This window comes from Bradyrhizobium sp. 76, from assembly GCF_023073025.1.
In the GTDB taxonomy this organism is placed as follows: domain Bacteria; phylum Pseudomonadota; class Alphaproteobacteria; order Rhizobiales; family Xanthobacteraceae; genus Bradyrhizobium.
This window is the reverse complement of the sequence record NZ_JADPIS010000015.1, coordinates 630,535-651,153: the sequence shown is the minus strand read 5'-3', so window position 1 is coordinate 651,153 and position 20,619 is coordinate 630,535. Positions and strand designations below refer to the sequence as shown.

The window sequence follows — 20,619 nt, the reverse complement described above, 5'->3', positions numbered from 1 at the left end:
TTCCGCGGAGGCAGTCTGGATGGCTTAGCTTCGCTCGCAATGACGGTGGCGGGCGGCGATGCGCGCTCGTCAAATATTCAGCACCCGTCCATACGCATCCAGCACGGCTTCCTTCATCATCTCCGACAGCGTCGGATGCGGGAATACCGTGTGCATCAGCTCCTCTTCCGTCGTCTCCAGGTTCATGGCGACGACGTAGCCCTGGATCAACTCGGTGACCTCTGCGCCGATCATGTGGGCGCCGAGCAGCTGGCCTGTCTTTTTGTCAAAGATCACCTTGACCAACCCCTGGTCCTCGCCGAGGGCGATGGCCTTGCCGTTGCCGACGAAGGGGAAGCGGCCGACGCGGATCTCACGGCCGTTCTCCTTGGCCTTGGCTTCGGTGAGGCCGACGGAGGCGACCTGCGGATTGCAATAGGTGCAGCCCGGGATCAGGTTCTTGTCCATGGCGTGCGGATGCAGGCCCTTGATCGCCTCGACGCAGATTACGCCTTCGTGCTCGGCCTTGTGAGCCAACATCGGCGGGCCGGCGACGTCGCCGATGGCGTAGATGCCGGGGATGTTGGTCTTGCCGTAGCCGTCGATCACGATGACGCCGCGATCGGTTTTGACGCCGAGCTTTTCGAGACCGAGATTCTCGATGTTGCCGACGACGCCGACGGCCGAGATCACGCGCTCGAACTCGGTCGTCACAGGCTTGCCCTTGCCGTCGTCGATGGTAGCGACGACGCTATCGGCCTTCTTCTCGAGCTTGGTCACCTTGGTCGAGGACAGGATCTTGATGCCCTGCTTCTCAAAACGCTTGCGGGCCAGGCCTGCGATCTCGGCGTCCTCAACCGGCAGGATCTGCGGCAGCACTTCGACCACGGTAACGTCAGAACCCATGGTGTGGAAGAAAGACGCGAACTCGATGCCGATCGCGCCGGAGCCGACCACCAGCAGCGATTTCGGCATCCGCTCCGGCACCATCGCTTCGAAATAAGTCCAGATCAGCTTCTTGTCAGGCTCGAGGCCCGGCAGCACGCGCGGCCGCGCGCCGGTCGCGACGATGATGTGTTTGGCCTGATATGTCCCCTCGCCCAGCGTGCCCTTTGGCCCCTCGACGTCGGACTTCTTCACGGTGACTTTGCCGGGCGCATCGATCGAGGCCGCGCCCCAGATCACGCTGACCTTGTTCTTCTTCATCAGGAAGCCGACGCCGTCGTTCAGCCGCTTCGAGACGCCGCGCGAGCGCTGCACCACCGCCTTCGGATCGAACGAGACGTTGTCCGCCGACAGGCCGTAATCCTTGGCGTGCTGCATGTAGTGGTAGATCTCGGCCGAGCGCAGCAGCGCTTTGGTCGGGATGCAGCCCCAGTTCAGGCAGATGCCGCCGAGATAGGATTTCTCGACGATCGCGACCTTGAAGCCGAGCTGGGCGGCGCGAATCGCGGTGACATAGCCGCCGGGACCGGAGCCAATGATGATGATGTCGAAGGATGTGTCGGCCATGGCGGCTCCCCATTCAACTCAAGAGGCGCCGCGGACGCGGCGCCTGGAAATGATAACCCGGACCAGCCATTCGAGCGGGATCGCGCCGGCCATGATAGCCAGCGCGATCAGAACGACCGCCTGGCCGATGCTCCGTGCCAGCTGCTCGCCGGCAAAGAACGCGGAATGCAGAATATCGAGCCCGACCGGATTGAGTGCAACCACAGCCGAGAGCAACAAGGAGATCCAGGGCCAGCGCGTTCGCATTCACCCCGCGCCCCCCCGGGCTACACCATCATCATGACGGGATTTTCGATCAGCTGCTTGAAGGCGCCGATCAGCTCCGCGCCGAGCGCGCCGTCGATGGCACGGTGATCGCAGGACAGGGTCACGCTCATCATGTTCGCGATCTCGATCTTGCCGCCGCGGACGACCGGCCGCTCCTCGCTGGTGCCGACTGCGAGGATCGTCGCGTGCGGCGGATTGATCACGGCGGTGAAGTGGCTGATGCCGAACATGCCGAGGTTGGAAACGGCCGTGGTGCCGCCCTGGTATTCTTCCGGCTTCAGCTTGCGCGAGCGGGCGCGCGTCGCAAAATCCTTCATCTCGTTGGAGATGGTCGACAGCGTCTTGGTCTCGGCCTTGCGGATGATCGGCGTGATCAGGCCGCCGGGCATCGCCACCGCAACGCCGACGTCGGAATGGTGGTGTTTGACCATACCGCTTTCGGTCCAGCTCACATTGCAATTCGGGATCTTCTGCAGCGCCACCGCCATCGCCTTGATGACGAAGTCGTTGACCGAGATCTTGTAGAGCGGCTTCTTCTCCTTGTCCTTGGGAGCAGCCGCATTGATCTCCTCGCGCGCGGTAAGCAGCTTGCCGATGTCGCAGTCGATGGTGAGGTAGAAGTGCGGGACGTTCTGGATCGACGCGGTCAGACGCTGCGCAATCGTGCGCCGCATGCCGTCATGCGGGACGACCTCGTAGGAGCCCGGCTCGAACAGCGACAGGATCTGCTTGTCCGACATGGTCGGCGCGGTCGAGGGTGCGCCTGACGGCGTCGCCGCGGGAGCCTTGAGGCCCTTGCCGGACCTGGCCTGCTCGACGTCGCGGGCCACCACGCGGCCATGCGGGCCGGTGCCAGTCACCATCGACACGTCGAGGCCGGATTCCTTGGCGAGACGACGCGCCAGCGGCGAAGAGAACACGCGGCCGCCATGGCCGTTGCTCTGCACGGCCGGTGCTGCGGCCTGCAGTGCAGGTGCTGCGGCGGGCGCCGGCGCGGCCTTGGGCGCAGCAGGCGCAGGAGCCGCTGCGGCGGCGGGAGCTTCCGCAGCTTTCGGAGGTGCGGCGGAAGCACTGGGCTTGGCGGCACCTGCCGCCTTCACGTCCTCGCCCTCGCCGGCCAGCACCGCGATCACGTCATTGACCGGGACGTCCTGCGTGCCCTCGGGCACGAGGATCCTGGCGATCGTCCCCTCGTCGATGGCCTCGACCTCCATGGTCGCCTTGTCGGTCTCGATCTCGGCGATGACATCGCCGGATTTGACCTTGTCGCCTTCCTTCTTCAGCCACTTGGCGAGGTTGCCCTTCTCCATCGTCGGCGAAAGAGCGGGCATCAGGATGTTGATGGGCATGCTGACCTCAAGAAGAACTTTGCAAAAATCCGTCTCCGGACCGAAGACGGACAGACCAGGTTAGTTGCCGATGTCGCCCTGCCACAGGCGCTCATTGGCAGGAATAGAACGCCAATTTTTCATCATGGTGATGGAGCGGTCGTCGGCAAGGTCGATCCACGGGATGCCAAACTTGTCGAGAATGTCCTTGGAGCCCTCGAAGGTGACGGACTCTCCGATCACCACGAGCTTGACCTTGAACAGCGCGAGCGCACCGGCACACATCGCGCATGGCGACAGCGTGGTGTACATGACGGTATCGTGGAACGAAATCGCACCCGCCTCGCGCAGGCAACTCATCTCGCCGTGCAGGATCGGGTTGTTCTCCTGCACGCGGTTGTTGTGGCCGCGGGCGATCACCTTGTTATGGCGGGTCAGCACGGCGCCGATCGGCAGGCCGCCTTGCGCGATTGAGGCTTCCGCCTCGCGGATCGCCTCCAGCATGAAATCGAAATGATAGGATTCGATCGCCACGGTCAGTGCCCCTTCCCGCGCGGCGTCGTGGTGCCGGTGTCGGTGGGACGCTCGATCTCGGCCTGGAACATCTCGATGATCCGGTTCAGCGCGTCCTCCTCGGTGTATTCGCTCTCGCGCGCATAGGCGCGCGCGGCGTGACGGGCGAGATCGACGAGCAGCAGGCCCCACATGTCGGGCTCGTCGAAGGCTCGCTGGAACGCCATCGACAGCCCGCCGTCCAGCACGAACACGCGCAGGATCTCGACCGCATCATCGCGGACGAGGACGTCGGGTGGCAATGGCTGCTCCTTCGGGCCCGCCATGGTCTACCTGTAGCAGACGGCTTTGGCGGCCTCGACCACTTCGGCAGCCGAAGGCAGCGCGAGCTTTTCCAGGTTCGCGGCATAGGGCATCGGCACGTCCTTGCCGGAGACGCGGGTTACAGGCGCATCCAGATAGTCGAAGGCATGCTCCATGATCCGCGCGGCGATCTCGGCGCCGACGCCGCTCTGGGCCCAGCCCTCTTCCACCGTGACGGCACGTCCCGTCTTCTTGACGGAGTTGATGATGGTCTCGGTGTCCATCGGACGCAGCGTGCGCAGGTCGATCACCTCGGCCTCGATGCCGTCCTTGGCAAGTTCGTCGGCGGCTTTCAGCGCGTAGCTCATGCCGTTCGACCACGAGATGATCGTGACATGGCTGCCGGAACGCACGATGCGCGCCTTGCCGATCGGAATCACGAAGTCATCGAGCTTCGGCACCTCGCCGGTGTGACCGTAGAGCATCTCGTTCTCGAGGAAGATCACCGGATTGGGATCGCGGATCGCAGCCTTGAGCAGGCCCTTGTAATCAGCGGCCGAGAACGGCGCGACGACCTTGAGGCCCGGGACGTTCGAATACCAGGACGAATAATCCTGGCTGTGCTGAGCGGCCACGCGGGAAGCAGCGCCGTTGGGCCCGCGGAACACGATCGAGCAGCCCATCTGGCCGCCGGACATGTAGAGCGTCTTGGCCGCGGAGTTGATGATCTGGTCGATCGCCTGCATGGCGAAGTTGAAGGTCATGAACTCGACGATCGGCTTCAAACCGGTCATCGCAGCGCCGACGCCGATGCCGGCAAAGCCGTGCTCGGTGATCGGCGTGTCGATGACGCGCTTGGCGCCGAACTCCTGAAGCAGCCCTTGGGTCACCTTGTAGGCGCCTTGGTACTCGGCGACCTCTTCGCCCATCACGAAGACGTCGGCGTCGCGGCGCATTTCTTCTGCCATGGCATCGCGCAGGGCTTCGCGGATGGTCTGCGTCACCATCTCGGTGCCGGCGGGCACTTCCGGGTCGGGTTCTGCGACGGCCTGCGGCGCCGGCGCAGCTTTGGGAGCTGGAGCCTCGGCCTTCGCGGCGGCAGGAGCTGCGGATTCGGCAGCCTTCTGCTGCTGGGCAGGCGCGGGCGCCTTGGCGAGATCGGCGGCACTCTCACCATCGGCGAGAATCGTTGCGATCGGCGTGTTCACGGCCACGTCGGCGGTGCCCTCGGGGATCAGGATCTTGCCGAGCGTACCTTCATCGGTCGCCTCGACCTCCATGGTCGCCTTGTCGGTCTCGATCTCGGCGATGACGTCGCCGGACTTGATCGTCTCACCCTCTTTTTTCAGCCATTTGGAGAGGTTGCCCTTCTCCATCGTGGGCGACAACGCGGGCATCAGCACTTGAATTGGCATATCGACTCCAAAAGAAAGCTTGCGCGCGTTCAGCGGTAAATATCGGTCCAGAGCTCGGCGGCATCCGGCTCGGGATCATGCTGGGCGAAATCGGCGGACGCGTTGACGATGTCGCGCACCTCGGCGTCGATCGCCTTCAGATCCTGCTCGCTGACCTTGGCGGCCAACAGGCGGTTGCGCACCTGCTCGATCGGATCCTGGTCGTGGCGGACTTTTTCGACCTCCTCGCGCGTTCTGTACTTTGCGGGATCGGACATCGAGTGGCCGCGGTAGCGGTAGGTCTGCATCTCCAGGATGAAGGGGCCCTTGCCGGCGCGGCACCAGGCCGCCGCCTCGTCGCCGGCGGCCTTGACGGCACGCACGTCCATGCCGTCGACCTGCTGGCCGGGAATGTTGAAGGAGGCGCCGCGCTTGGAGAAATCCTGCTGCGCCGAGGCGCGCGAGACCGAAGTGCCCATGGCGTAGCGGTTGTTCTCGATGACGTAGATCACCGGCAGCTTCCAGAGCTCCGCCATATTGAAGCTCTCATAGACCTGGCCCTGGTTGGCCGCACCGTCGCCGAAATAGGTGACGCTGACATTGTCGTTGTCGCGATAGTGATTGGCGAAAGCGAGCCCCGTGCCGAGCGAGACCTGGGCGCCGACGATGCCGTGGCCGCCGTAAAAGTGCTTCTCCTTGCTGAACATGTGCATGGAGCCGCCCTTGCCCCTGGAATAGCCGCCGCGACGGCCGGTGAGCTCGGCCATGACGCCGTTGGCCTCCATGCCGGTGGCGAGCATATGACCGTGATCGCGATAGCCGGTGATAACCTGGTCGCCCGGCTTCAGGGCCATCTGCATCCCGACCACCACAGCCTCCTGGCCGATATAAAGGTGGCAGAAGCCGCCAATCGCGCCCATGCCGTAGAGCTGGCCGGCCTTTTCCTCGAACCGCCGGATCAGGAGCATGTCGCGGAGCGCCTTGAGCTCCTGCTCTCTGGTGAATTCCGGGGGCGAACCGCCGTCGGTCTTGTCCTGTGCAGTGCTTGCGGCGGCTTTCTTGGGTGCGGCCATGGGAATTCCGGGTCAGAGAAAACTTCAGCCCTCTCTAACCCAAGTCAAATGCCCTTGGAAAGCACCGCGGCGGCATGGCACGACTTTCATTATGCCGCACTGCAACGTGATCGTAATATTGCAAAATCTTTGACGCGGATCGGGCAACAAATCGACACGGTCGCCGCACGCGCAGATTCGTGACCTCATCAAAAAGCGTCGAGCCGATAAAGTCCCGCCGTTTGGAGTGGGCGACACCGAAGCGGCGCCGCCCACTTCCGTCCGATCAGAAGAAGCCCAGCTTCTTGGGGCTGTAGCTGACCAGCAGGTTCTTGGTCTGCTGGTAGTGATCGAGCATCATCTTGTGGGTCTCGCGCCCGACGCCCGACTGCTTATAGCCGCCGAAGGCCGCATGCGCGGGATAGGCATGGTAGCAGTTGGTCCAGACCCGGCCGGCCTGGATTGCCCGGCCGAAGCGATAGCAGCGGTTGGCGTCGCGGCTCCAGACGCCGGCCCCCAGGCCGTAGGGCGTGTCGTTGGCGATCTCGAGCGCCTCCTCGTCGTTCTTGAAGGTCGTGACAGAAACGACGGGGCCGAAGATCTCCTCCTGGAAGACGCGCATCTTGTTGTGGCCCTCGAACACGGTCGGCTGGACGTAGAAGCCGCCGGCGAGATCGCCGCCGAGCTCGGCGCGTCCACCGCCGGCCAGCACCTTGGCTCCCTCCTGCTTGCCGATGTCGATGTAGGAGAGGATTTTTGCGAGTTGCTCGCCGGAAGCCTGCGCGCCGATCATGGTGTCGGCCGCGCGCGGATCGCCCTGCTTGATCGCGGCGACGCGCTTCAGCGCCCGCTCCATGAAGCGGTCATAGATGTCGGCATGGACCAGCGCTCGGCTCGGACAGGTGCAGACCTCACCCTGATTCAGCGCGAACATGACGAAACCTTCGATCGCCTTGTCGAAGAAATCGTCGTCTTCGGCGCTGACGTCGCTGAAGAAGATGTTGGGCGACTTGCCGCCGAGCTCGAGCGTGACGGGAATGAGGTTCTGGCTGGCATATTGCATGATCAGCCGGCCCGTCGTGGTCTCGCCGGTGAAGGCGATCTTGGCGATGCGCGGGCTGGACGCGAGCGGCTTGCCGGCTTCCAGACCAAAGCCGTTGACGATGTTGAGGACGCCGGGCGGCAGAATGTCGCCGATGATCTCGGCCCAGACCATGATCGAGGCCGGGGTCTGCTCGGCCGGCTTGAGCACGACGCAATTGCCGGCGGCGAGCGCGGGCGCGAGCTTCCAGCAGGCCATCAGCAGCGGGAAGTTCCAGGGGATGATCTGGCCGACCACGCCGAGCGGTTCGTGGAAATGGTAGGCAACGGTGTCGTGATCGATCTCGCCGATCGAGCCTTCCTGGGCACGGATGGCGCCGGCGAAATAGCGGAAGTGGTCGATGGCCAGCGGGATGTCCGCTGCGCGGGTCTCGCGGATCGGCTTGCCGTTGTCCCAGGTCTCGGCGATGGCGAGACGCTCGAGATTGTCTTCCATGCGGTCGGCGATCCGGTTCAGCATCGCGGCGCGCTCGGCGACGCTGGTGCGGCCCCAAGCGGCCTTCGCGGCATGCGCTGCGTCGAGCGCTGCCTCGACGTCCTGCGCGTCGGAGCGCGCGATCTTGCAGACGATCTGGCCTGTCACCGGCGAGGCGTTGTCGAAATACTTGCCGGAGATCGGCGCGACGAATTTGCCGCCGATGAAATTGTCGTAGCGTTCGGCGAAGGGAATTTTGGTGACGCTGAGGAATTCTACCTTGTTCATTGATCACTCCCGATGTTTGCTGTTTGCGCAATTCGTCGCGTGGTCGCGACTTGCGCCGACGATGTCGCGGGAGGCGTCTTCTGTCAGCCCTGATAGGAGCGATGACGGAGCCGACCTGTCGCAGTTCTGCGACAGGTGACGAGGCTGCACGTCGTGCCGCCGCACGTAATGACGCCGCCGCACATACTGACCTCATCCTGAGGAGCGCGCTCTTGCGCGCGTCTCGAAGGATGGCTGGGGTGACAGCAGGGCATCTTGTGGTTCGAGACGACCGCTTCGCGGTCTCCTCACCATGAGGATCTACCAGCAGCTCAATGCGCGTTCAGCTCGAACCGCTTGAGTTTTCTGTGCAGCGTGGCGCGGCTGACGCCGAGGGCCTTGGCGGCCGCCGAGACATTGCCGCCCGCACGCAGGAGCGCCCGCTGCAACACTGCGCGCTGACCGCCGGCAAGATGGTCGCGCGCGGTGTCGCCGCCGAGGAGATCGGCGGCAGGCATCGGCTGCAACGCCCGGCCGGGCGCAATCCCGAGTCCCGCTCGGGCGGACCGGGTGGCGCCGATCACGAGATCGTCCGCATCGACCGCAACGAGGCCGCCGCACTGGCCGTCCGCAGCTTGCGTCAGCACGATGCGGGCATGGGCGAAGGCCCTGCGAAACAGATCGGCCTCGATACGCCTGGCCGCCTCACCGGCCGCGAGCGCGATCAGACTGGAAAACACGTCGGTGCGGTCGGCGCGGCAGGAGGAGACGTCGAGCACGCCCGCGAACGCAGCCTCATGGTCGTAGATCGGAACGGCGGTGCAGCTCAGAAGCGTGTTGCGGGTGAAGAAATGCTGATCGCGGTCGATCGTCAGCGGACGCTGCTCGACGAGGCAGGTGCCGATGCCGTTGGTGCCCTCATGCTCCTCGCTCCAGAGCGCGCCGGTCCAGAGGCCCCAGGACTGAAATGTCGCATCGTCCGCCGGGCTGCCGCGGCGATCGACTGGCACGCCCTCGCCGTCCGCAAGCAGCACGCAGCAGCCGCTGGCGCCGACCGCCTGATGGAGCCGGTCCATCGCACCCCGCGCGGCGGCGAGCAGCGGCGCGACGCGCTCCCGCGCGCGGTGCAGCTCGGCTTCGCTCAGCCGGTTCGGCGAGCTACGGCCGGCGGGATCAAGACGATGCAATCTGGATGAACGGCGCCACGAGGCCACGAGCGACGAGCGTGCCGCCTGGCCTGACGTAATGGCGGCCTCGACACGGGCAGCGTGATGCCGGGGGGATTGCCCATTCATCACTGTTTCCTCCGGGTGGCAATCTAGACGGTGCCGGCACGGCCCGGTTGATCTGCGTCAACCCTGGCCATGATGATGGAAGCCATGAGCCGGTTGCGGCGCTGCCGTCAAGACGGCAGTCCGGTTCCAGGCCTTCAACTTGGAGGCCTTCAACTTTCGGAAGAGCTGTCAGTTCGCCGGGATCGTCCGGACGAGATCGCGCGGATTGACGTAGTCGAGCTGGAAGCGCGCCCGCTCGTCCAGCATGTCGGGGTCGATCTTCGCGGAGCGCAGCAGCGAAACGCGCTGCTCGCTCCTGGCACGCTCCCGCTTGAGCTGGGCAAGCTCGCTCGTCAGCGCCACGATCTCCTGGTCGAGCTCCTGGCGGGCGTTGAGGCCGTATTTGCCGGTATAGGCGTTGACGCCGAAATAGCCGACGATGGCGGCCGCCATCGCATAGAGGGCAAGACCGGTCAGGATCGATTTCAGGCGCGCGCGGGAGACCATCCTGGGAAGATGGGACAGGTTGGTTAAGGGCGTGCTAATTGCCCCGCCCGCATCGCGTTCCCGTGCCTGACTTAGCCGTCATGCCCGGCCTTGTGCCGGGCATCCACGTTCTTCGTCAATTTAGCGAGCACGTGGATGGCCGGGACATCTAGCGCGAAGACGCGCTTCGCGCTTTTGCCCGGCCATGACGAAGTCCTGGGAATCGCGCCTCAGCCGTGGTGCTTCGCCACGTGCACCGCAAACGCGTCGATATAGGCCTGGAGCACGGGCTTCAGGGACTCCTTCGTCAGATTGCCGTCGGCGTCGAAGGCGTCGCCCACCCCGTTCAGATAAGCCTCCGGCTGCTGCAGGATCGGACCGGAAATGCCCGGCAGGATGTTCTGCAGCGTCTTGGCGGCGCTGACGCCGCCGAGCGGACCCGGCGAGTTCGCGACGATGCCGACCGGCTTGCCGTTGAACGAGCTCTTGCCATAGGGCCGCGAGGCGACGTCGATGGCGTTCTTCAGCACGCCCGGGATCGCGCGATTGTATTCCGGCGTGACGAAGATGACGCCGTCCGACTTCTGGATCTTTTCGCGAAAAGACAGCCAATCGGCCGGCGGCGCGCCCTCGAGGTCCTGGTTGAAGAACGAGATGCCGGCCGGCGTGATGACCTCGAGCTTGAGCGAAGCCGGCGCGAGCTTGGCGAGCGCATGAGCGATCTTCAGCGAGAAGCTGTCCTTGCGCAGGCTGCCGGCGATCGTGACGATATTGTAGGCCATGGAGTGTCCTTCGAAATCTTCAGCGGGAGTGCCGGGGCGGCACTTAAGCGGTCCCGAGTGATGGATGCAAGTGCATGGACCGGTCGGATTTGGAAACGCTGGGTTTCTGAACGGTTGCCCAAACAATCAGGCCGCCAAGTGGCGGCCTGACTCCTCGGCACAAATCTGCAAACCGGCTCAGATCGTCGGATTCCACGCCGACGGGATCAGGCGATATTTGGCGCCGTCCTTCTCGACATGGCCGACCGAGGGGAAGGTGAAGTGGAAGCCGATCACGGTCGCCTTTTCGGCTGCCGCCATGTCGTAGAATTTGTGGCGGGTCTCCTGCGCCAGCGCAGCATCGGTGTCGAACATCACATGCCAGTCCGGATTGCGCAGGAAGAACTCTGGGATGTTGGTGACGTCGGACTGGATCAGCACCTTGGCATCGCCCGAGGCGACCGCGAACGAGGTGTGCCCGGGGGTGTGGCCGGGCGTCGCGATCGACGTGATGCCCGGCGCGACCTCCTTGCCCCACTCGTATTTCGTCACCTTGGATTCGAGGCCGGCAAAGGTCTTCTTCACGTTGGCGAAGTAGTTCTTCATCATCGCGTTGGACTCGGCCTTGGCGGCGTTGTCCTCGCTGGTCCAGAACTCCCAGTCCTTGCCCGGCACCATGATCTCCGCATTGGGGAAGGCAAGCGCGCCGTCGGCGAGACGAATGCCGTTGGTGTGATCCGGATGCAGATGCGAGAGCAGCACCACGTCGATGCTCTTGGGGTCGACGCCGGCGGCTTGGAGGTTTTGCAGCGTGCGGCCGACGGCGCCCTTGCTCGCCTCGAAATTCGCAATGCCGTTGCCGGCATCGATCAGCACCAGCTTGGAGCCGGTGTTGATGAGCTGCGGATTGAACGGCAACGTGACCATGCCCTTCGGCATGTAGGCCGCCTCGCCCGCGGCCAGCGCTTCCTCCTTCGGCGCGTTGACGACGAACTTGTCCGGCATCGGGAAAGTGCGCGCACCGTCGTTGATAGAGGTGCACTCGTAGCTGCCGACCTTGTAGCGATAGAAGCCCGGCGCCTGCGTGCCGGCTTGCGGCACCGCGGCATTGGCGGTGGTCGATCCAAGCTTGGTCACGGCCGCCGCACCGAGGACGGCGGCGCCTGCGAGCAGATGGCGGCGATTGAGATCGGTCATGGAGAGGTCCCCTTCTGAGCGCGCCTTGCGGTTTTCCGCTTTCTGTGGCGGCGGAATAATCTCCCGCTTCGCTCAGAAGGCAAGACCTTCTTTAGACAAGTCCTTCTTTAGACAAGACCTTATTTTGCTGACGTGCCGTCGCACATCACGATTATTTATTTGGGTTGATGAGGAATTTTTCGCCGGTGGCGCGTTTGGCGTAGACCGCGATGTTGGCGGGATCGAGCGCCTCCGAAAGCGACACCACCTTGGTGTAGTGGCTGGCAAACGTGGTCTTCAGTTCGTCGACGACGCGCTGGCGCAGCCTGGCCCCGTCCGCCTGCCCGATCTTCATCAGAAACGGAAACAGCAGCCAGCCGCCGACGCCCCAGGCCATGCCGAAGCCGCGCGGCAGCTCGATCGGGCGAACATCGAGCGCGCCATAGACGTAGACCTGCTTGTGCACGTTGGAGCCATAGCGGCTGTATTCCTTCGCGGTCTTGTTGATCGCGACCTCCATGCAGTTGAGGATGTCGCCGGCGAGCTTGCCGCCGCCGATGGCATCGAAGGCGATGGTGGCGCCGGTCTCGACCAGCGCATTGGTGAGATCGCCGAGGAAGCTCGGCGCGGTGGAATCGACGACATATTTGGCGCCGATCTTGTGCAGTATGTCGGCCTGCTCCTTGCTGCGCACGATGTTGACCAGCGGGATGCCGTCCTTGATGCAGATCTTGTTCAGCATCTGGCCGAGATTGGATGCGGCCGCAGTGTGCACCAGCGCCTTGTGACCCTCGCGCCGCATGGTCTCGGTCATGCCGAGCGCCGTGAGCGGATTGACGAAGCAGGAGGCCCCTTCGGCCGGCGTGGTGCCCTCGGGCAGCGGCAGGCACTCGCGTACTTTCAGCGTGCGATACTGCGTATACATCGCGCCGCCGATCATCGCGACCGTCTTGCCCATCAGTGCCTTGGCGACATCCGACGAGCCGGTCCTGATCACGACTCCCGCGCCTTCGTTACCGACCGGCATGGACTCGTCGAGCCGGCCTGCCATCGCCCGCATCGCGCCTTCCGGCACCTTCGCGGTGATGAGGGGAGTGCCCTTGTCGCCGGAAGCCTTTGCCGTGCTCATATCGGCCGCGCCGATCAGGAGCCCGAGGTCGGACGGATTGATCGGCGCTGCCTCGACGCGGACGACGACCTCGTCCGCGGCGGGTTCGGGGGTCGGCACGTCGAGCAGCGAGATCTCGAGCTCGCCGCTCTTTTTGATCAGCGAACGCAGTTGCAGGCCGTTCTTGCCGTCGCTCATGTCGATCCTCCCTGTTTCTATCGAGACCCTGGCTTATGCCAGCGCCTTCAACGCCGCCTTGCCGCCGTAGAGCGCCTGCTTGCCGAGCTGCTGCTCGATGCGCAGGAGCTGGTTGTATTTGGCGGTGCGATCGGAGCGCGCAAGGGAGCCGGTCTTGATCTGTCCGCAATTGGTGGCGACCGCGAGGTCGGCGATGGTGGAATCCTCGGTCTCGCCGGAGCGGTGCGACATCACCGAGGTGTAGCCGGCCTTGTGCGCCATCTCGACGGCGGCGAGCGTCTCGGTCAGCGTGCCGATCTGGTTGACCTTGATCAGGATCGAGTTGGCCCGTCCGGCCTTGATGCCTTCGGCGAGGCGCTTGACGTTGGTGACGAAGAGATCGTCGCCGACCAGCTGGCACTTCTTGCCGACGAGGTCGGTCAGCTCTTTCCAGCCGTCCATGTCGTCTTCCGACATGCCGTCCTCGATGGTCACGATCGGATAGCGCGCGACGAGATCAGCAAGGTACTTGGCCTGCTCGGAGATCGAGCGGGTCTTGCCCTCGCCTTCGTAGACGTACTTGCCGTCCTTGAAGAACTCGGTCGAGGCGCAGTCGAGCCCGATGACGATGTCGGAGCCCGCCTTGTAGCCGGCCTTGCCGATCGCGTTCATGACGAATTCGAGCGCGGCGTCGGCCGACGGCAGGTTCGGGGCAAAGCCGCCCTCGTCGCCGACATTGGTGTTGTGGCCGGCCTTCTTCAGCTCCGACTTCAGGGTGTGGAAGACCTCGGCGCCGTAGCGCAGGCCCTCGGCAAAGGAAGACGCGCCAACCGGCAGGATCATGAATTCCTGGAAGTCGATCGGGTTGTCGGCGTGCATGCCGCCATTGATGATGTTCATCATCGGCACCGGCAAGAGACGCGCCGAGGTGCCGCCGACGTAACGGTACAGCGGCATGTCGAGCGAGTTCGCAGCCGCCTTGGCGCAGGCGAGCGAGACGCCGAGAATGGCGTTGGCTCCCAGCCGGCTCTTGTTCGGCGTGCCGTCGAGGTCGATCATGATCTGGTCGAGCTGGGCCTGCTGCTCGACATCGAGGCCGTTCAGCGCCTCGAAGATCTCGCCGTTGACGGCGCCCACCGCCTTGGTGACGCCCTTGCCGAGATAGCGGGCCTTGTCGCCGTCGCGCAGTTCCACCGCCTCGTGGGCGCCGGTGGAGGCGCCGGACGGCACGGCAGCACGGCCAAGCGCGCCATCTTCCAGCACGACGTCGACCTCGACGGTGGGATTGCCCCGGCTATCCAGGATTTCGCGTCCGATGATGTCGATGATGGCGGTCATGAGGGCCTCTTTTCGGGGGACTAAGCAGTCAGTTGGGGTGCTTCTACCGCAATGCATCGAAGCGGAAAAGGCCGGGTGACGGCCGCACGATGATTGGCTAAGAGGGCGCCACGGAGGCGGCCTGATGTCGAAAAAGCCCAGCAAATCGAAGAACTCAAGCTCGGATTCAGCTGCCCTGCAGCTTGGCCGCGCCGTGGAATGGCCGGATGCGCCCGAGAAAGCCAAGCTCGACCGCGTGCCGAATCCGCAAGGCGGCACCGACTATCTGGTGCGCTTCACCGTGCCGGAATTCACCTCGCTCTGCCCGGTCACGGGACAGCCGGATTTCGCACATCTGATGATCGACTACGCCCCCGGCCAATGGTTGCTGGAGTCGAAGTCGCTCAAGCTCTACATCGCGAGCTTCCGCAACCACGGCGCCTTCCACGAGGACTGCACCGTGATGATCGGCAAGCGCATCGCGAGCGAGATCAAGCCGAAGTTCCTGCGCATCGGCGGCTACTGGTATCCGCGCGGCGGCATCCCGATCGACGTGTTCTGGCAGACCGGCCGCGCGCCGAAGGGATTGTGGGTGCCGGAACAGGGCGTCGCGCCCTATCGCGGGCGGGGCTGAGCTCTCTCCTGTCCAGGCCTCAGCGCGCGTCGGATGGCGCGCGCTGCTTGAGCAGCCGCGCACACACGAAACCGAGCACGACCATGATCGCGGCGCTCGCGAACAGGGTCGGCATCTTGCCGCCATGCTGCAGGCCAAGGCCATAGGCGAGCGGCCCGACCGTCTGCCCCATGAAGAAGAAGAACGAATGCAGCGACAGCGCGGTCGCGCGCGCCTCGACCGAGAGCTCGCTGGCAAACATCTGAAGGCAGCCATGAGCGATGTAGAAGCCCCATCCCATCACGATGAGATTGAGCGCCTGCACTTCCCAGCGTAGGCCGAAGGCGACGACAACGAGCTGTGAGGCCACCAGTGTCATGCCCGCGATCATCATTCCCTTCATGCCCAGCCATGGCAGCAGGCGCGACACCGTCAGGGTGTAGAACAAGCCGCCGACCGCAAAGCCCGCGATGACGAGACCCGCGATCGAGAGCGAGGTCTGCCCGAGCTCGAACAGGAACGAGGCGATGTAGGGAAACAGGCCGAGCACGCAGCAGCCTTCGATGAACACCGCCGCATAACAGACATAGGCGTTCGGGTTGGTGAAGATGGTGCGATAGCCCGCCTTCAGCGCCGACAGGCTCGTCTTCGGCGGATGCTTGACCTTGGCGCCACGAAAACCGGCGGCGACCGCGATCGATGCAACGATCACGAGCACGCCGAGCACCGCCAGCACGCCGCGCCAGCCGAGGAAATCGCCGATCAGGCCGGAGGCCGAGGCTCCGAGGAGATTGCCTGTCATCGCGCCGGCAAGCGTGCGGCTGATCGCGACCTGGCGTTTCTCCGGACCGACGAGATCGCTGGTCAGGCTGAGCGCCACCGGAAACACGCCGCCGGAGCCGATGCCGGCGAGGATACGGGTCGCGAACAGGACCGAGAACGAGGTCGAGAGCGAGCCCAGGATGTTGGCAAGGCCGAGCAGCGCGAGGCAGCCGATCATCAGCCGCGTCTTGCCGAACAGATCGGCGGCGGCGCCGACGATCGGCTGGATGATCGAGAAGGTGAAGGCGAACACCGCGGCAAAACCGGCAGCGGTCGCGATGCTGACGCCAAAGTCCTCGGCGACGTGCGGCAGCACCGGATCGAGCGCGCGCGCGGAGAGCGCTGCGGCAAAGCTTGCACCGGAGATGACGTAGAGCGCGGCCGGCAGGCCGTGATCGTGCGGCCGCGCTGCGCCTTCCTGCATCAGCGCGGATCGGCTTTGGTAGAATCTTTGGCGAGCGCGTCGAATGCCATCAGCTTTCGGATCAGCGCCTCGAACTCGCGCAGCGGCACCATGTTGGGTCCGTCGGACGGCGCGCTGTCAGGATCGGGATGGGTCTCGATGAAGACACCGGCAACACCGACGGCAACGGCTGCGCGTGCGAGCACCGGCACGAATTCGCGCTCGCCCCCGGAAGACGTCCCCTTCCCGCCCGGCTGTTGCACCGAGTGAGTGGCGTCGAAGATCACGGGGGCGCCGGTGGTCCGCGCCAGGATCGGCAAGGCGCGCATGTCGGAGACCAGCGTGTTGTAGCCGAAGGACGCACCACGCTCGGTGACGAGCACATTAGGATTGTTCGCGCTCGTGATCTTGGAGACGACGTTGGCCATGTCCCAGGGCGCGAGAAACTGACCCTTCTTGACGTTGACGACCTTGCCGGTCGCGGCGGCCGCCAGCAGCAGATCGGTCTGGCGACACAGGAAGGCCGGGATCTGCAGGATGTCCACCGCCTGCGCCACATCGGCGCACTGCGCGGCGTCATGCACGTCGGTCAGAACCGGCAGGCCGAGCGACGATCGGATTTCGGCGAAGATCGGCAGCGACTGGGCAAGCCCGAGGCCACGCGCAGCCGACGCGCTGGTGCGATTGGCCTTGTCGAACGAAGTCTTGTAGACGAGGCCGATCTGCAGCCGCGCGGCGATCTCCTGCAGCGCGGAGGCCACCTCCAGCGCATGCTGGCGGCTTTCGAGCTGACACGGCCCGGCAATGATCGAGATCGGCAGATCATTGCCGAATTTGACCTTACCAATGGTGACGACCGGCGCCGCTGACGTCGAAGAGCTCAAGGCAAATCCCTCGTTGCGGCGCGACCATAGCCGCGATGAAGGGCGGATCAACCCCATTCGGCCTGGGCTCCCAGAATATCAGGGTTGCGCCCAGGCCCCCCGCGACGGCCTCGCGCCGGCAGCCTCTACTTCACCGCCGAGAAGGCGGTCGGCGCCAGAATTTGGCTGACGATGTTGCCGACGATCTGGCCGTCCGCCTCGCTCTCGGCGCGCCCTTTCATCCAGTCCGGATCGGTCATGAAGGCGGCCCACTTCTTCTCGCGCTCGGCGAGCGACTCCCAGGCCAGAAAATAGGTCAGCTCCTGGTTGGATTCACCGATCAGCGTCGTAAAAAACCCGGCCTGCTTGATGCCGTGCTTTTCCCACACCTTCAGCGTGACGGTCTCGAACCGCTTGAGCAGTGCCGGCAGGCGGCCGGGCACGCAGCGATAGATGCGCATTTCGTAGATCATTCTTGTTCCTCCCTGATCAGGTCCGGCGGTTATATCGGCTGGCCCTGACGGTGTCTTGAGGCCCGCTCGGCCGCCCCCTGTGGCGTTCCGCGCATGGCTAAGGTCCGCTCAAAGCCGCTTCATGGAGAGCCGGTTCCCGCAATGCTGCCGCAATGATACGCCCGCTAGATTGGCGCGATTGAGATTGAGGTGCGGATCATGCGGATTTTGCTCGTCGAGGACGAGGCCGAAATGGCCGACGCGCTGGCGTCGGCGCTGAAGCGCTACGACATGGTCGTGGACCACGCCCCCACGCTCGCCGAGGCGGAAGAGGCCATTTCTGCCGACGTCCACGCCGCCGTCCTGCTCGATCGCCAGCTTCCCGATGGCGACGGTCTCACCCTGATCCCGAAACTCAGGGCACGCGCCGACGGCGTACCGATCATCGTGTTGACGGCGCGCGGCGAACTCGCCGACCGGGTCGCCGGGCTCGACTGCGGAGCGGATGATTATCTGTCAAAGCCGTTCGCGGTGGAGGAATTGCTGGCGCGGCTGCGCGCCGTGCTGCGCCGGCCCGCCGGGCTGCATCCCGACATCATGCACGCCGGCCGCCTCGCCTTCGATTTCGGCCATCGCGAGGCAAGCATCGACGGGGCTCCGCTCGAGCTGCCGCGGCGCGAGCTCCTCGTGCTGGAGGCGCTGGTCCGCCGCATGGGCCGGACCGTGCTGCGCTCCGCGCTGGAAGAAGCCGTCTACAGTTTCGACGACGAAATCCAGTCGAACGCACTCGATACGCACGTGTCGCGCCTGCGCCGCAAACTCTCGGAAGCCGATGCGCACGTGGAGATCCATGGCATCCGCGGCGTCGGATATCTCTTGAAGAAGCTACCATGAGCAAGCACCACGATCCCTATTGTCTGCGCTCGCGGCTGAGCTGGCGCCTGCTGTCGCTCCAGGCGGTGCTGCTCACGGCGCTCGTTGCCGTCATCGTCAGCGCGTTGAGCGTGTCGGGGTTCGTGCTCGCCGGTCGCGACGAAGATCGTGTGATCGAAATCGTCCAGCGCGCGCTCGCACGCGACGCGCAAGGCGACCTTGCCCTGCGATCGACGACCGAGCTGAAACAATTGCGCAGCGAGACATCCGATCTCTGGTTCCTGGTCCGCGACAGGCAGGGACATTCGCTCAGCGAAGGCGCCGTGCCGGCCGAATTCGCCGCCATCGGCAGCGGCCTCGACCAGATCAGCCAGGCCCGGCTCGGCTGGCAGCTGTTCGAGGACGATCCGCGCAAGGCCCCGGCGCGGCTGAAGCGGGTCGATACCGACGCCGGCAATGTGCAAATCATCACGGCGACGCAAGGCAAGCTCACCGGCGCCAAGGCGTTGTTCATGACCTCGCTTGCATTGCTGGGAATCGCCCTGCCCGGCCTGCTCCTCATGGGAACGGCGACGTTCATTGCGACGCCGATGATCGTGCGGCGCGCCTTCGAGGCGCTCGATGCGACGGCGGACCAGGCGCGGCGCATCGACATCCATCAACGCGGCGCGCGGCTGTCGCTGGACCGGATTCCGCTGGAGGTCGTGCCGCTCGTGACTGCGGTCAACGACGCGCTGGCGCGGCTAGACCAGGGCTATGCCCGCCACAAGCGCTTCGTCGCAGATGCCGCACACGAGTTGCGCACGCCGATCGCAATCCTGAACACGCGGCTGGAGTCGCTTCCAGCGGGGCCGGACAAGACCCGGCTGCTGGAGGATTCCGCGCGGCTGGCGACACTTGCCGAGCAATTGCTGGACATTCAGCGGCTCGATCGCTGCGGTCATCCCTTCACGCGCGTCGACCTCGTCGCAATCGCGCAAAGCGCGGCCGCAGATCTCGCGCCGCTGGCCATTGCCGCCGGCTACGAGCTGGCGCTCGACGCCCCCTCCACGCCGGTCGAAACGATCGGCGATGCGGCGGCGCTGGAGCGCGCGCTGACCAACCTCGTGCAGAATGCGATCCAGCACGGCCCTCGCCGCGGCACCATCGGCATTCGTATCAGCAGGCCCGCGAGCATCGAGGTCACGGACGAAGGCGCCGGCATTCCGGCCGATCAGCGCGAACAAATATTCGAGCCGTTCTACCGGCTGACACCGCTCGATCGCGGTGCCGGTCTCGGCCTCAACATGGTGCGCGAGATCGTGCTCCTGCATGGTGGCCACATCTCGGTCGCGGACGCAGCGATCGGCGGCGCGTGCTTCAGGATTTCACTGCCGCCCGTCCGGGAGAATTGACGCAATCGGCATACAGCCCGCAATGCTGTCGCAATGCACTCAAGCGATTGTTCGGCCGCCTCACCTCTGACCTGCGAGGTGCAACCAAGATGCCGGAGTGCGCATGCCCAACGATTTCCTCTCGTTCTTCCTGTCATGGATGTCAGCCCCGCGCCGCGTCGGCGCGATCGCGCCGTCAGGCGCGGCGCTGGCCGATCTCATCACCCGCGAGATCACCGCATCGACCGGCCCTGTTCTCGAACTCGGCCCCGGCACCGGCGCGTTCACCTACAAGCTGCTCAAACGCGGCGTGCGCCAGCAGGACCTCACGCTGATCGAATACGGCTCCGACTTCATGAAGGTGCTCCAGATGCGTTTTCCCAACGCGCGCGTCTTGTGGATGGATGCGGGGCGGCTGGCAACGGAGCGCCTCTATGACGGCGCGCCCGTCGGCGCCGTCGTGAGCGGTCTGCCCCTGCTCAACATGTCGACGCGCAAGGTCGTCTCGATCGTCGGTGGCGCGTTCAGTCATGTCCGACCCGGCGGCGCCTTCTACCAGTTCACCTACGGCATGAGTTGCCCGATCGCGCGGCCCGTGCTCGACCGGCTGGGCTTGCGCGCAAAGCTGGTGGATCGTGCCCTGCTCAACGTGCCGCCGGCCGCCGTCTACAAGCTGACGCGACGGCCGCAGATGAAGCTCGTCACGGGATCGCTTGCGCCTGCTACGTCAACGCCGGTCTCGCCGGAGCCGATGCATCTCGCACGTGACTGCACCGCCACGCCCTGAGCC

21 protein-coding genes are annotated in these 20,619 nt (G+C 64.8%); 4 read left to right on the top strand and 17 right to left on the bottom strand.

The window, feature by feature from the left end; translation table 11 throughout:
* Positions 1 to 69: 69 nt before the first annotated feature.
* The 14 genes from lpdA to eno form a co-directional block, all read right to left on the bottom strand.
* Positions 70 to 1,491: a dihydrolipoyl dehydrogenase gene (gene lpdA, locus IVB48_RS04015; protein WP_027567102.1), complete on the bottom strand. Its 1,422-nt coding sequence runs from the start codon at positions 1,489 to 1,491 to the stop codon at positions 70 to 72.
* An 18-nt stretch (positions 1,492 to 1,509) separates the two neighbouring features.
* Positions 1,510 to 1,737, bottom strand: a complete 228-nt coding sequence (locus IVB48_RS04010; protein WP_247397644.1) for a hypothetical protein — start codon at positions 1,735 to 1,737, stop codon at positions 1,510 to 1,512.
* A 20-nt stretch (positions 1,738 to 1,757) separates the two neighbouring features.
* Positions 1,758 to 3,107: a pyruvate dehydrogenase complex dihydrolipoamide acetyltransferase gene (locus IVB48_RS04005; protein ID WP_247397641.1), complete on the bottom strand. Its 1,350-nt coding sequence runs from the start codon at positions 3,105 to 3,107 to the stop codon at positions 1,758 to 1,760.
* Between the two features lie 60 nt (positions 3,108 to 3,167).
* Positions 3,168 to 3,620: a nucleoside deaminase gene (locus IVB48_RS04000; RefSeq protein ID WP_247397639.1), complete on the bottom strand. Its 453-nt coding sequence runs from the start codon at positions 3,618 to 3,620 to the stop codon at positions 3,168 to 3,170.
* Between the two features lie 2 nt (positions 3,621 to 3,622).
* Positions 3,623 to 3,925 (bottom strand): DUF5076 domain-containing protein, encoded by a 303-nt coding sequence (locus tag IVB48_RS03995; RefSeq protein ID WP_007590623.1) that lies wholly within the window; start codon positions 3,923 to 3,925, stop codon positions 3,623 to 3,625.
* A gap of 3 nt (positions 3,926 to 3,928) precedes the next feature.
* On the bottom strand, positions 3,929 to 5,317 hold the full coding sequence (locus IVB48_RS03990) for a pyruvate dehydrogenase complex E1 component subunit beta (RefSeq protein ID WP_027567105.1): 1,389 nt from the start codon (positions 5,315 to 5,317) through the stop codon (positions 3,929 to 3,931).
* Positions 5,318 to 5,346: 29 nt separating this feature from the next.
* On the bottom strand, positions 5,347 to 6,369 hold the full coding sequence (gene pdhA / locus IVB48_RS03985; RefSeq protein WP_247397636.1) for a pyruvate dehydrogenase (acetyl-transferring) E1 component subunit alpha: 1,023 nt from the start codon (positions 6,367 to 6,369) through the stop codon (positions 5,347 to 5,349).
* A gap of 265 nt (positions 6,370 to 6,634) precedes the next feature.
* Positions 6,635 to 8,152, bottom strand: coding sequence for an aldehyde dehydrogenase (gene adh, locus IVB48_RS03980; protein WP_247397634.1), 1,518 nt, complete (start codon positions 8,150 to 8,152; stop codon positions 6,635 to 6,637).
* A 311-nt stretch (positions 8,153 to 8,463) separates the two neighbouring features.
* Positions 8,464 to 9,426: a GAF domain-containing protein gene (locus IVB48_RS03975; protein ID WP_027567107.1), complete on the bottom strand. Its 963-nt coding sequence runs from the start codon at positions 9,424 to 9,426 to the stop codon at positions 8,464 to 8,466.
* A 168-nt stretch (positions 9,427 to 9,594) separates the two neighbouring features.
* Complete coding sequence (locus IVB48_RS03970) at positions 9,595 to 9,912, bottom strand: septum formation initiator family protein (protein WP_007590617.1); 318 nt, start codon at positions 9,910 to 9,912, stop codon at positions 9,595 to 9,597.
* 209 nt (positions 9,913 to 10,121) lie between these two features.
* A complete protein-coding gene (locus tag IVB48_RS03965; RefSeq protein WP_027567108.1) occupies positions 10,122 to 10,673 on the bottom strand; it encodes an NADPH-dependent FMN reductase in 552 nt (183 codons plus the stop codon).
* 177 nt (positions 10,674 to 10,850) lie between these two features.
* Positions 10,851 to 11,849, bottom strand: a complete 999-nt coding sequence (locus IVB48_RS03960) for an MBL fold metallo-hydrolase (protein WP_247397631.1) — start codon at positions 11,847 to 11,849, stop codon at positions 10,851 to 10,853.
* A gap of 151 nt (positions 11,850 to 12,000) precedes the next feature.
* Positions 12,001 to 13,134: a zinc-binding dehydrogenase gene (locus IVB48_RS03955; protein ID WP_247397629.1), complete on the bottom strand. Its 1,134-nt coding sequence runs from the start codon at positions 13,132 to 13,134 to the stop codon at positions 12,001 to 12,003.
* A gap of 33 nt (positions 13,135 to 13,167) precedes the next feature.
* The gene (gene eno, locus IVB48_RS03950) at positions 13,168 to 14,451 is read right to left on the bottom strand and encodes a phosphopyruvate hydratase (RefSeq protein ID WP_247397628.1); all 1,284 of its coding nucleotides are present in this window, start codon (positions 14,449 to 14,451) and stop codon (positions 13,168 to 13,170) included.
* Between the two features lie 124 nt (positions 14,452 to 14,575).
* On the opposite strand from eno, the gene queF reads away from it, so the two are divergent.
* Positions 14,576 to 15,064 carry a preQ(1) synthase gene (gene queF, locus IVB48_RS03945; protein WP_007610784.1) on the top strand — a complete coding sequence of 163 codons (489 nt, stop codon included), beginning with the start codon at positions 14,576 to 14,578 and terminating at the stop codon, positions 15,062 to 15,064.
* A 19-nt stretch (positions 15,065 to 15,083) separates the two neighbouring features.
* On the opposite strand, the gene IVB48_RS03940 is transcribed toward queF, so the two are convergent.
* From IVB48_RS03940 to IVB48_RS03930, 3 genes are all read right to left on the bottom strand, one after another.
* A complete protein-coding gene (locus tag IVB48_RS03940) occupies positions 15,084 to 16,289 on the bottom strand; it encodes an MFS transporter (protein WP_247397626.1) in 1,206 nt (401 codons plus the stop codon).
* On the bottom strand, positions 16,289 to 17,152 hold the full coding sequence (gene kdsA, locus IVB48_RS03935) for a 3-deoxy-8-phosphooctulonate synthase (protein ID WP_247397624.1): 864 nt from the start codon (positions 17,150 to 17,152) through the stop codon (positions 16,289 to 16,291). Before kdsA ends, IVB48_RS03940 begins: the two co-directional genes overlap by 1 nt.
* 125 nt (positions 17,153 to 17,277) lie before the next feature.
* Positions 17,278 to 17,604, bottom strand: coding sequence for an NIPSNAP family protein (locus IVB48_RS03930; protein ID WP_007610789.1), 327 nt, complete (start codon positions 17,602 to 17,604; stop codon positions 17,278 to 17,280).
* Between the two features lie 198 nt (positions 17,605 to 17,802).
* Here IVB48_RS03930 and IVB48_RS03925 point away from each other — a divergent pair, with 198 nt between their 5' ends.
* The 3 genes from IVB48_RS03925 (at position 17,803) to IVB48_RS03915 (ending at position 20,616) form a co-directional block, all read left to right on the top strand.
* Positions 17,803 to 18,477: a response regulator transcription factor gene (locus IVB48_RS03925; RefSeq protein WP_027567114.1), complete on the top strand. Its 675-nt coding sequence runs from the start codon at positions 17,803 to 17,805 to the stop codon at positions 18,475 to 18,477.
* Entirely contained in the window at positions 18,474 to 19,850 is a 1,377-nt protein-coding gene (locus IVB48_RS03920) for a HAMP domain-containing sensor histidine kinase (protein WP_247397621.1), read from the top strand. Before IVB48_RS03925 ends, IVB48_RS03920 begins: the two co-directional genes overlap by 4 nt.
* A gap of 103 nt (positions 19,851 to 19,953) precedes the next feature.
* Entirely contained in the window at positions 19,954 to 20,616 is a 663-nt protein-coding gene (locus tag IVB48_RS03915; RefSeq protein WP_247356357.1) for an rRNA adenine N-6-methyltransferase family protein, read from the top strand.
* The last annotated feature ends 3 nt before the right edge of the window (positions 20,617 to 20,619 follow it).

Coding starts and splice junctions, on each gene's coding strand:
- lpdA (WP_027567102.1), bottom strand. CDS start 1,491: ATGGCCGACACATCCTTCGACATCATCATCATTGGCTCCGGTCCCGGC.
- IVB48_RS04010 (WP_247397644.1), bottom strand. CDS start 1,737: ATGCGAACGCGCTGGCCCTGGATCTCCTTGTTGCTCTCGGCTGTGGTT.
- IVB48_RS04005 (WP_247397641.1), bottom strand. CDS start 3,107: ATGCCCATCAACATCCTGATGCCCGCTCTTTCGCCGACGATGGAGAAG.
- IVB48_RS03995 (WP_007590623.1), bottom strand. CDS start 3,925: ATGGCGGGCCCGAAGGAGCAGCCATTGCCACCCGACGTCCTCGTCCGC.
- IVB48_RS03990 (WP_027567105.1), bottom strand. CDS start 5,317: ATGCCAATTCAAGTGCTGATGCCCGCGTTGTCGCCCACGATGGAGAAG.
- pdhA (WP_247397636.1), bottom strand. CDS start 6,369: ATGGCCGCACCCAAGAAAGCCGCCGCAAGCACTGCACAGGACAAGACC.
- adh (WP_247397634.1), bottom strand. CDS start 8,152: ATGAACAAGGTAGAATTCCTCAGCGTCACCAAAATTCCCTTCGCCGAA.
- IVB48_RS03975 (WP_027567107.1), bottom strand. CDS start 9,426: ATGAATGGGCAATCCCCCCGGCATCACGCTGCCCGTGTCGAGGCCGCC.
- IVB48_RS03970 (WP_007590617.1), bottom strand. CDS start 9,912: ATGGTCTCCCGCGCGCGCCTGAAATCGATCCTGACCGGTCTTGCCCTC.
- IVB48_RS03965 (WP_027567108.1), bottom strand. CDS start 10,673: ATGGCCTACAATATCGTCACGATCGCCGGCAGCCTGCGCAAGGACAGC.
- IVB48_RS03960 (WP_247397631.1), bottom strand. CDS start 11,849: ATGACCGATCTCAATCGCCGCCATCTGCTCGCAGGCGCCGCCGTCCTC.
- IVB48_RS03955 (WP_247397629.1), bottom strand. CDS start 13,134: ATGAGCGACGGCAAGAACGGCCTGCAACTGCGTTCGCTGATCAAAAAG.
- eno (WP_247397628.1), bottom strand. CDS start 14,451: ATGACCGCCATCATCGACATCATCGGACGCGAAATCCTGGATAGCCGG.
- queF (WP_007610784.1), top strand. CDS start 14,576: ATGTCGAAAAAGCCCAGCAAATCGAAGAACTCAAGCTCGGATTCAGCT.
- IVB48_RS03940 (WP_247397626.1), bottom strand. CDS start 16,289: ATGCAGGAAGGCGCAGCGCGGCCGCACGATCACGGCCTGCCGGCCGCG.
- IVB48_RS03930 (WP_007610789.1), bottom strand. CDS start 17,604: ATGATCTACGAAATGCGCATCTATCGCTGCGTGCCCGGCCGCCTGCCG.
- IVB48_RS03925 (WP_027567114.1), top strand. CDS start 17,803: ATGCGGATTTTGCTCGTCGAGGACGAGGCCGAAATGGCCGACGCGCTG.
- IVB48_RS03920 (WP_247397621.1), top strand. CDS start 18,474: ATGAGCAAGCACCACGATCCCTATTGTCTGCGCTCGCGGCTGAGCTGG.
- IVB48_RS03915 (WP_247356357.1), top strand. CDS start 19,954: ATGCCCAACGATTTCCTCTCGTTCTTCCTGTCATGGATGTCAGCCCCG.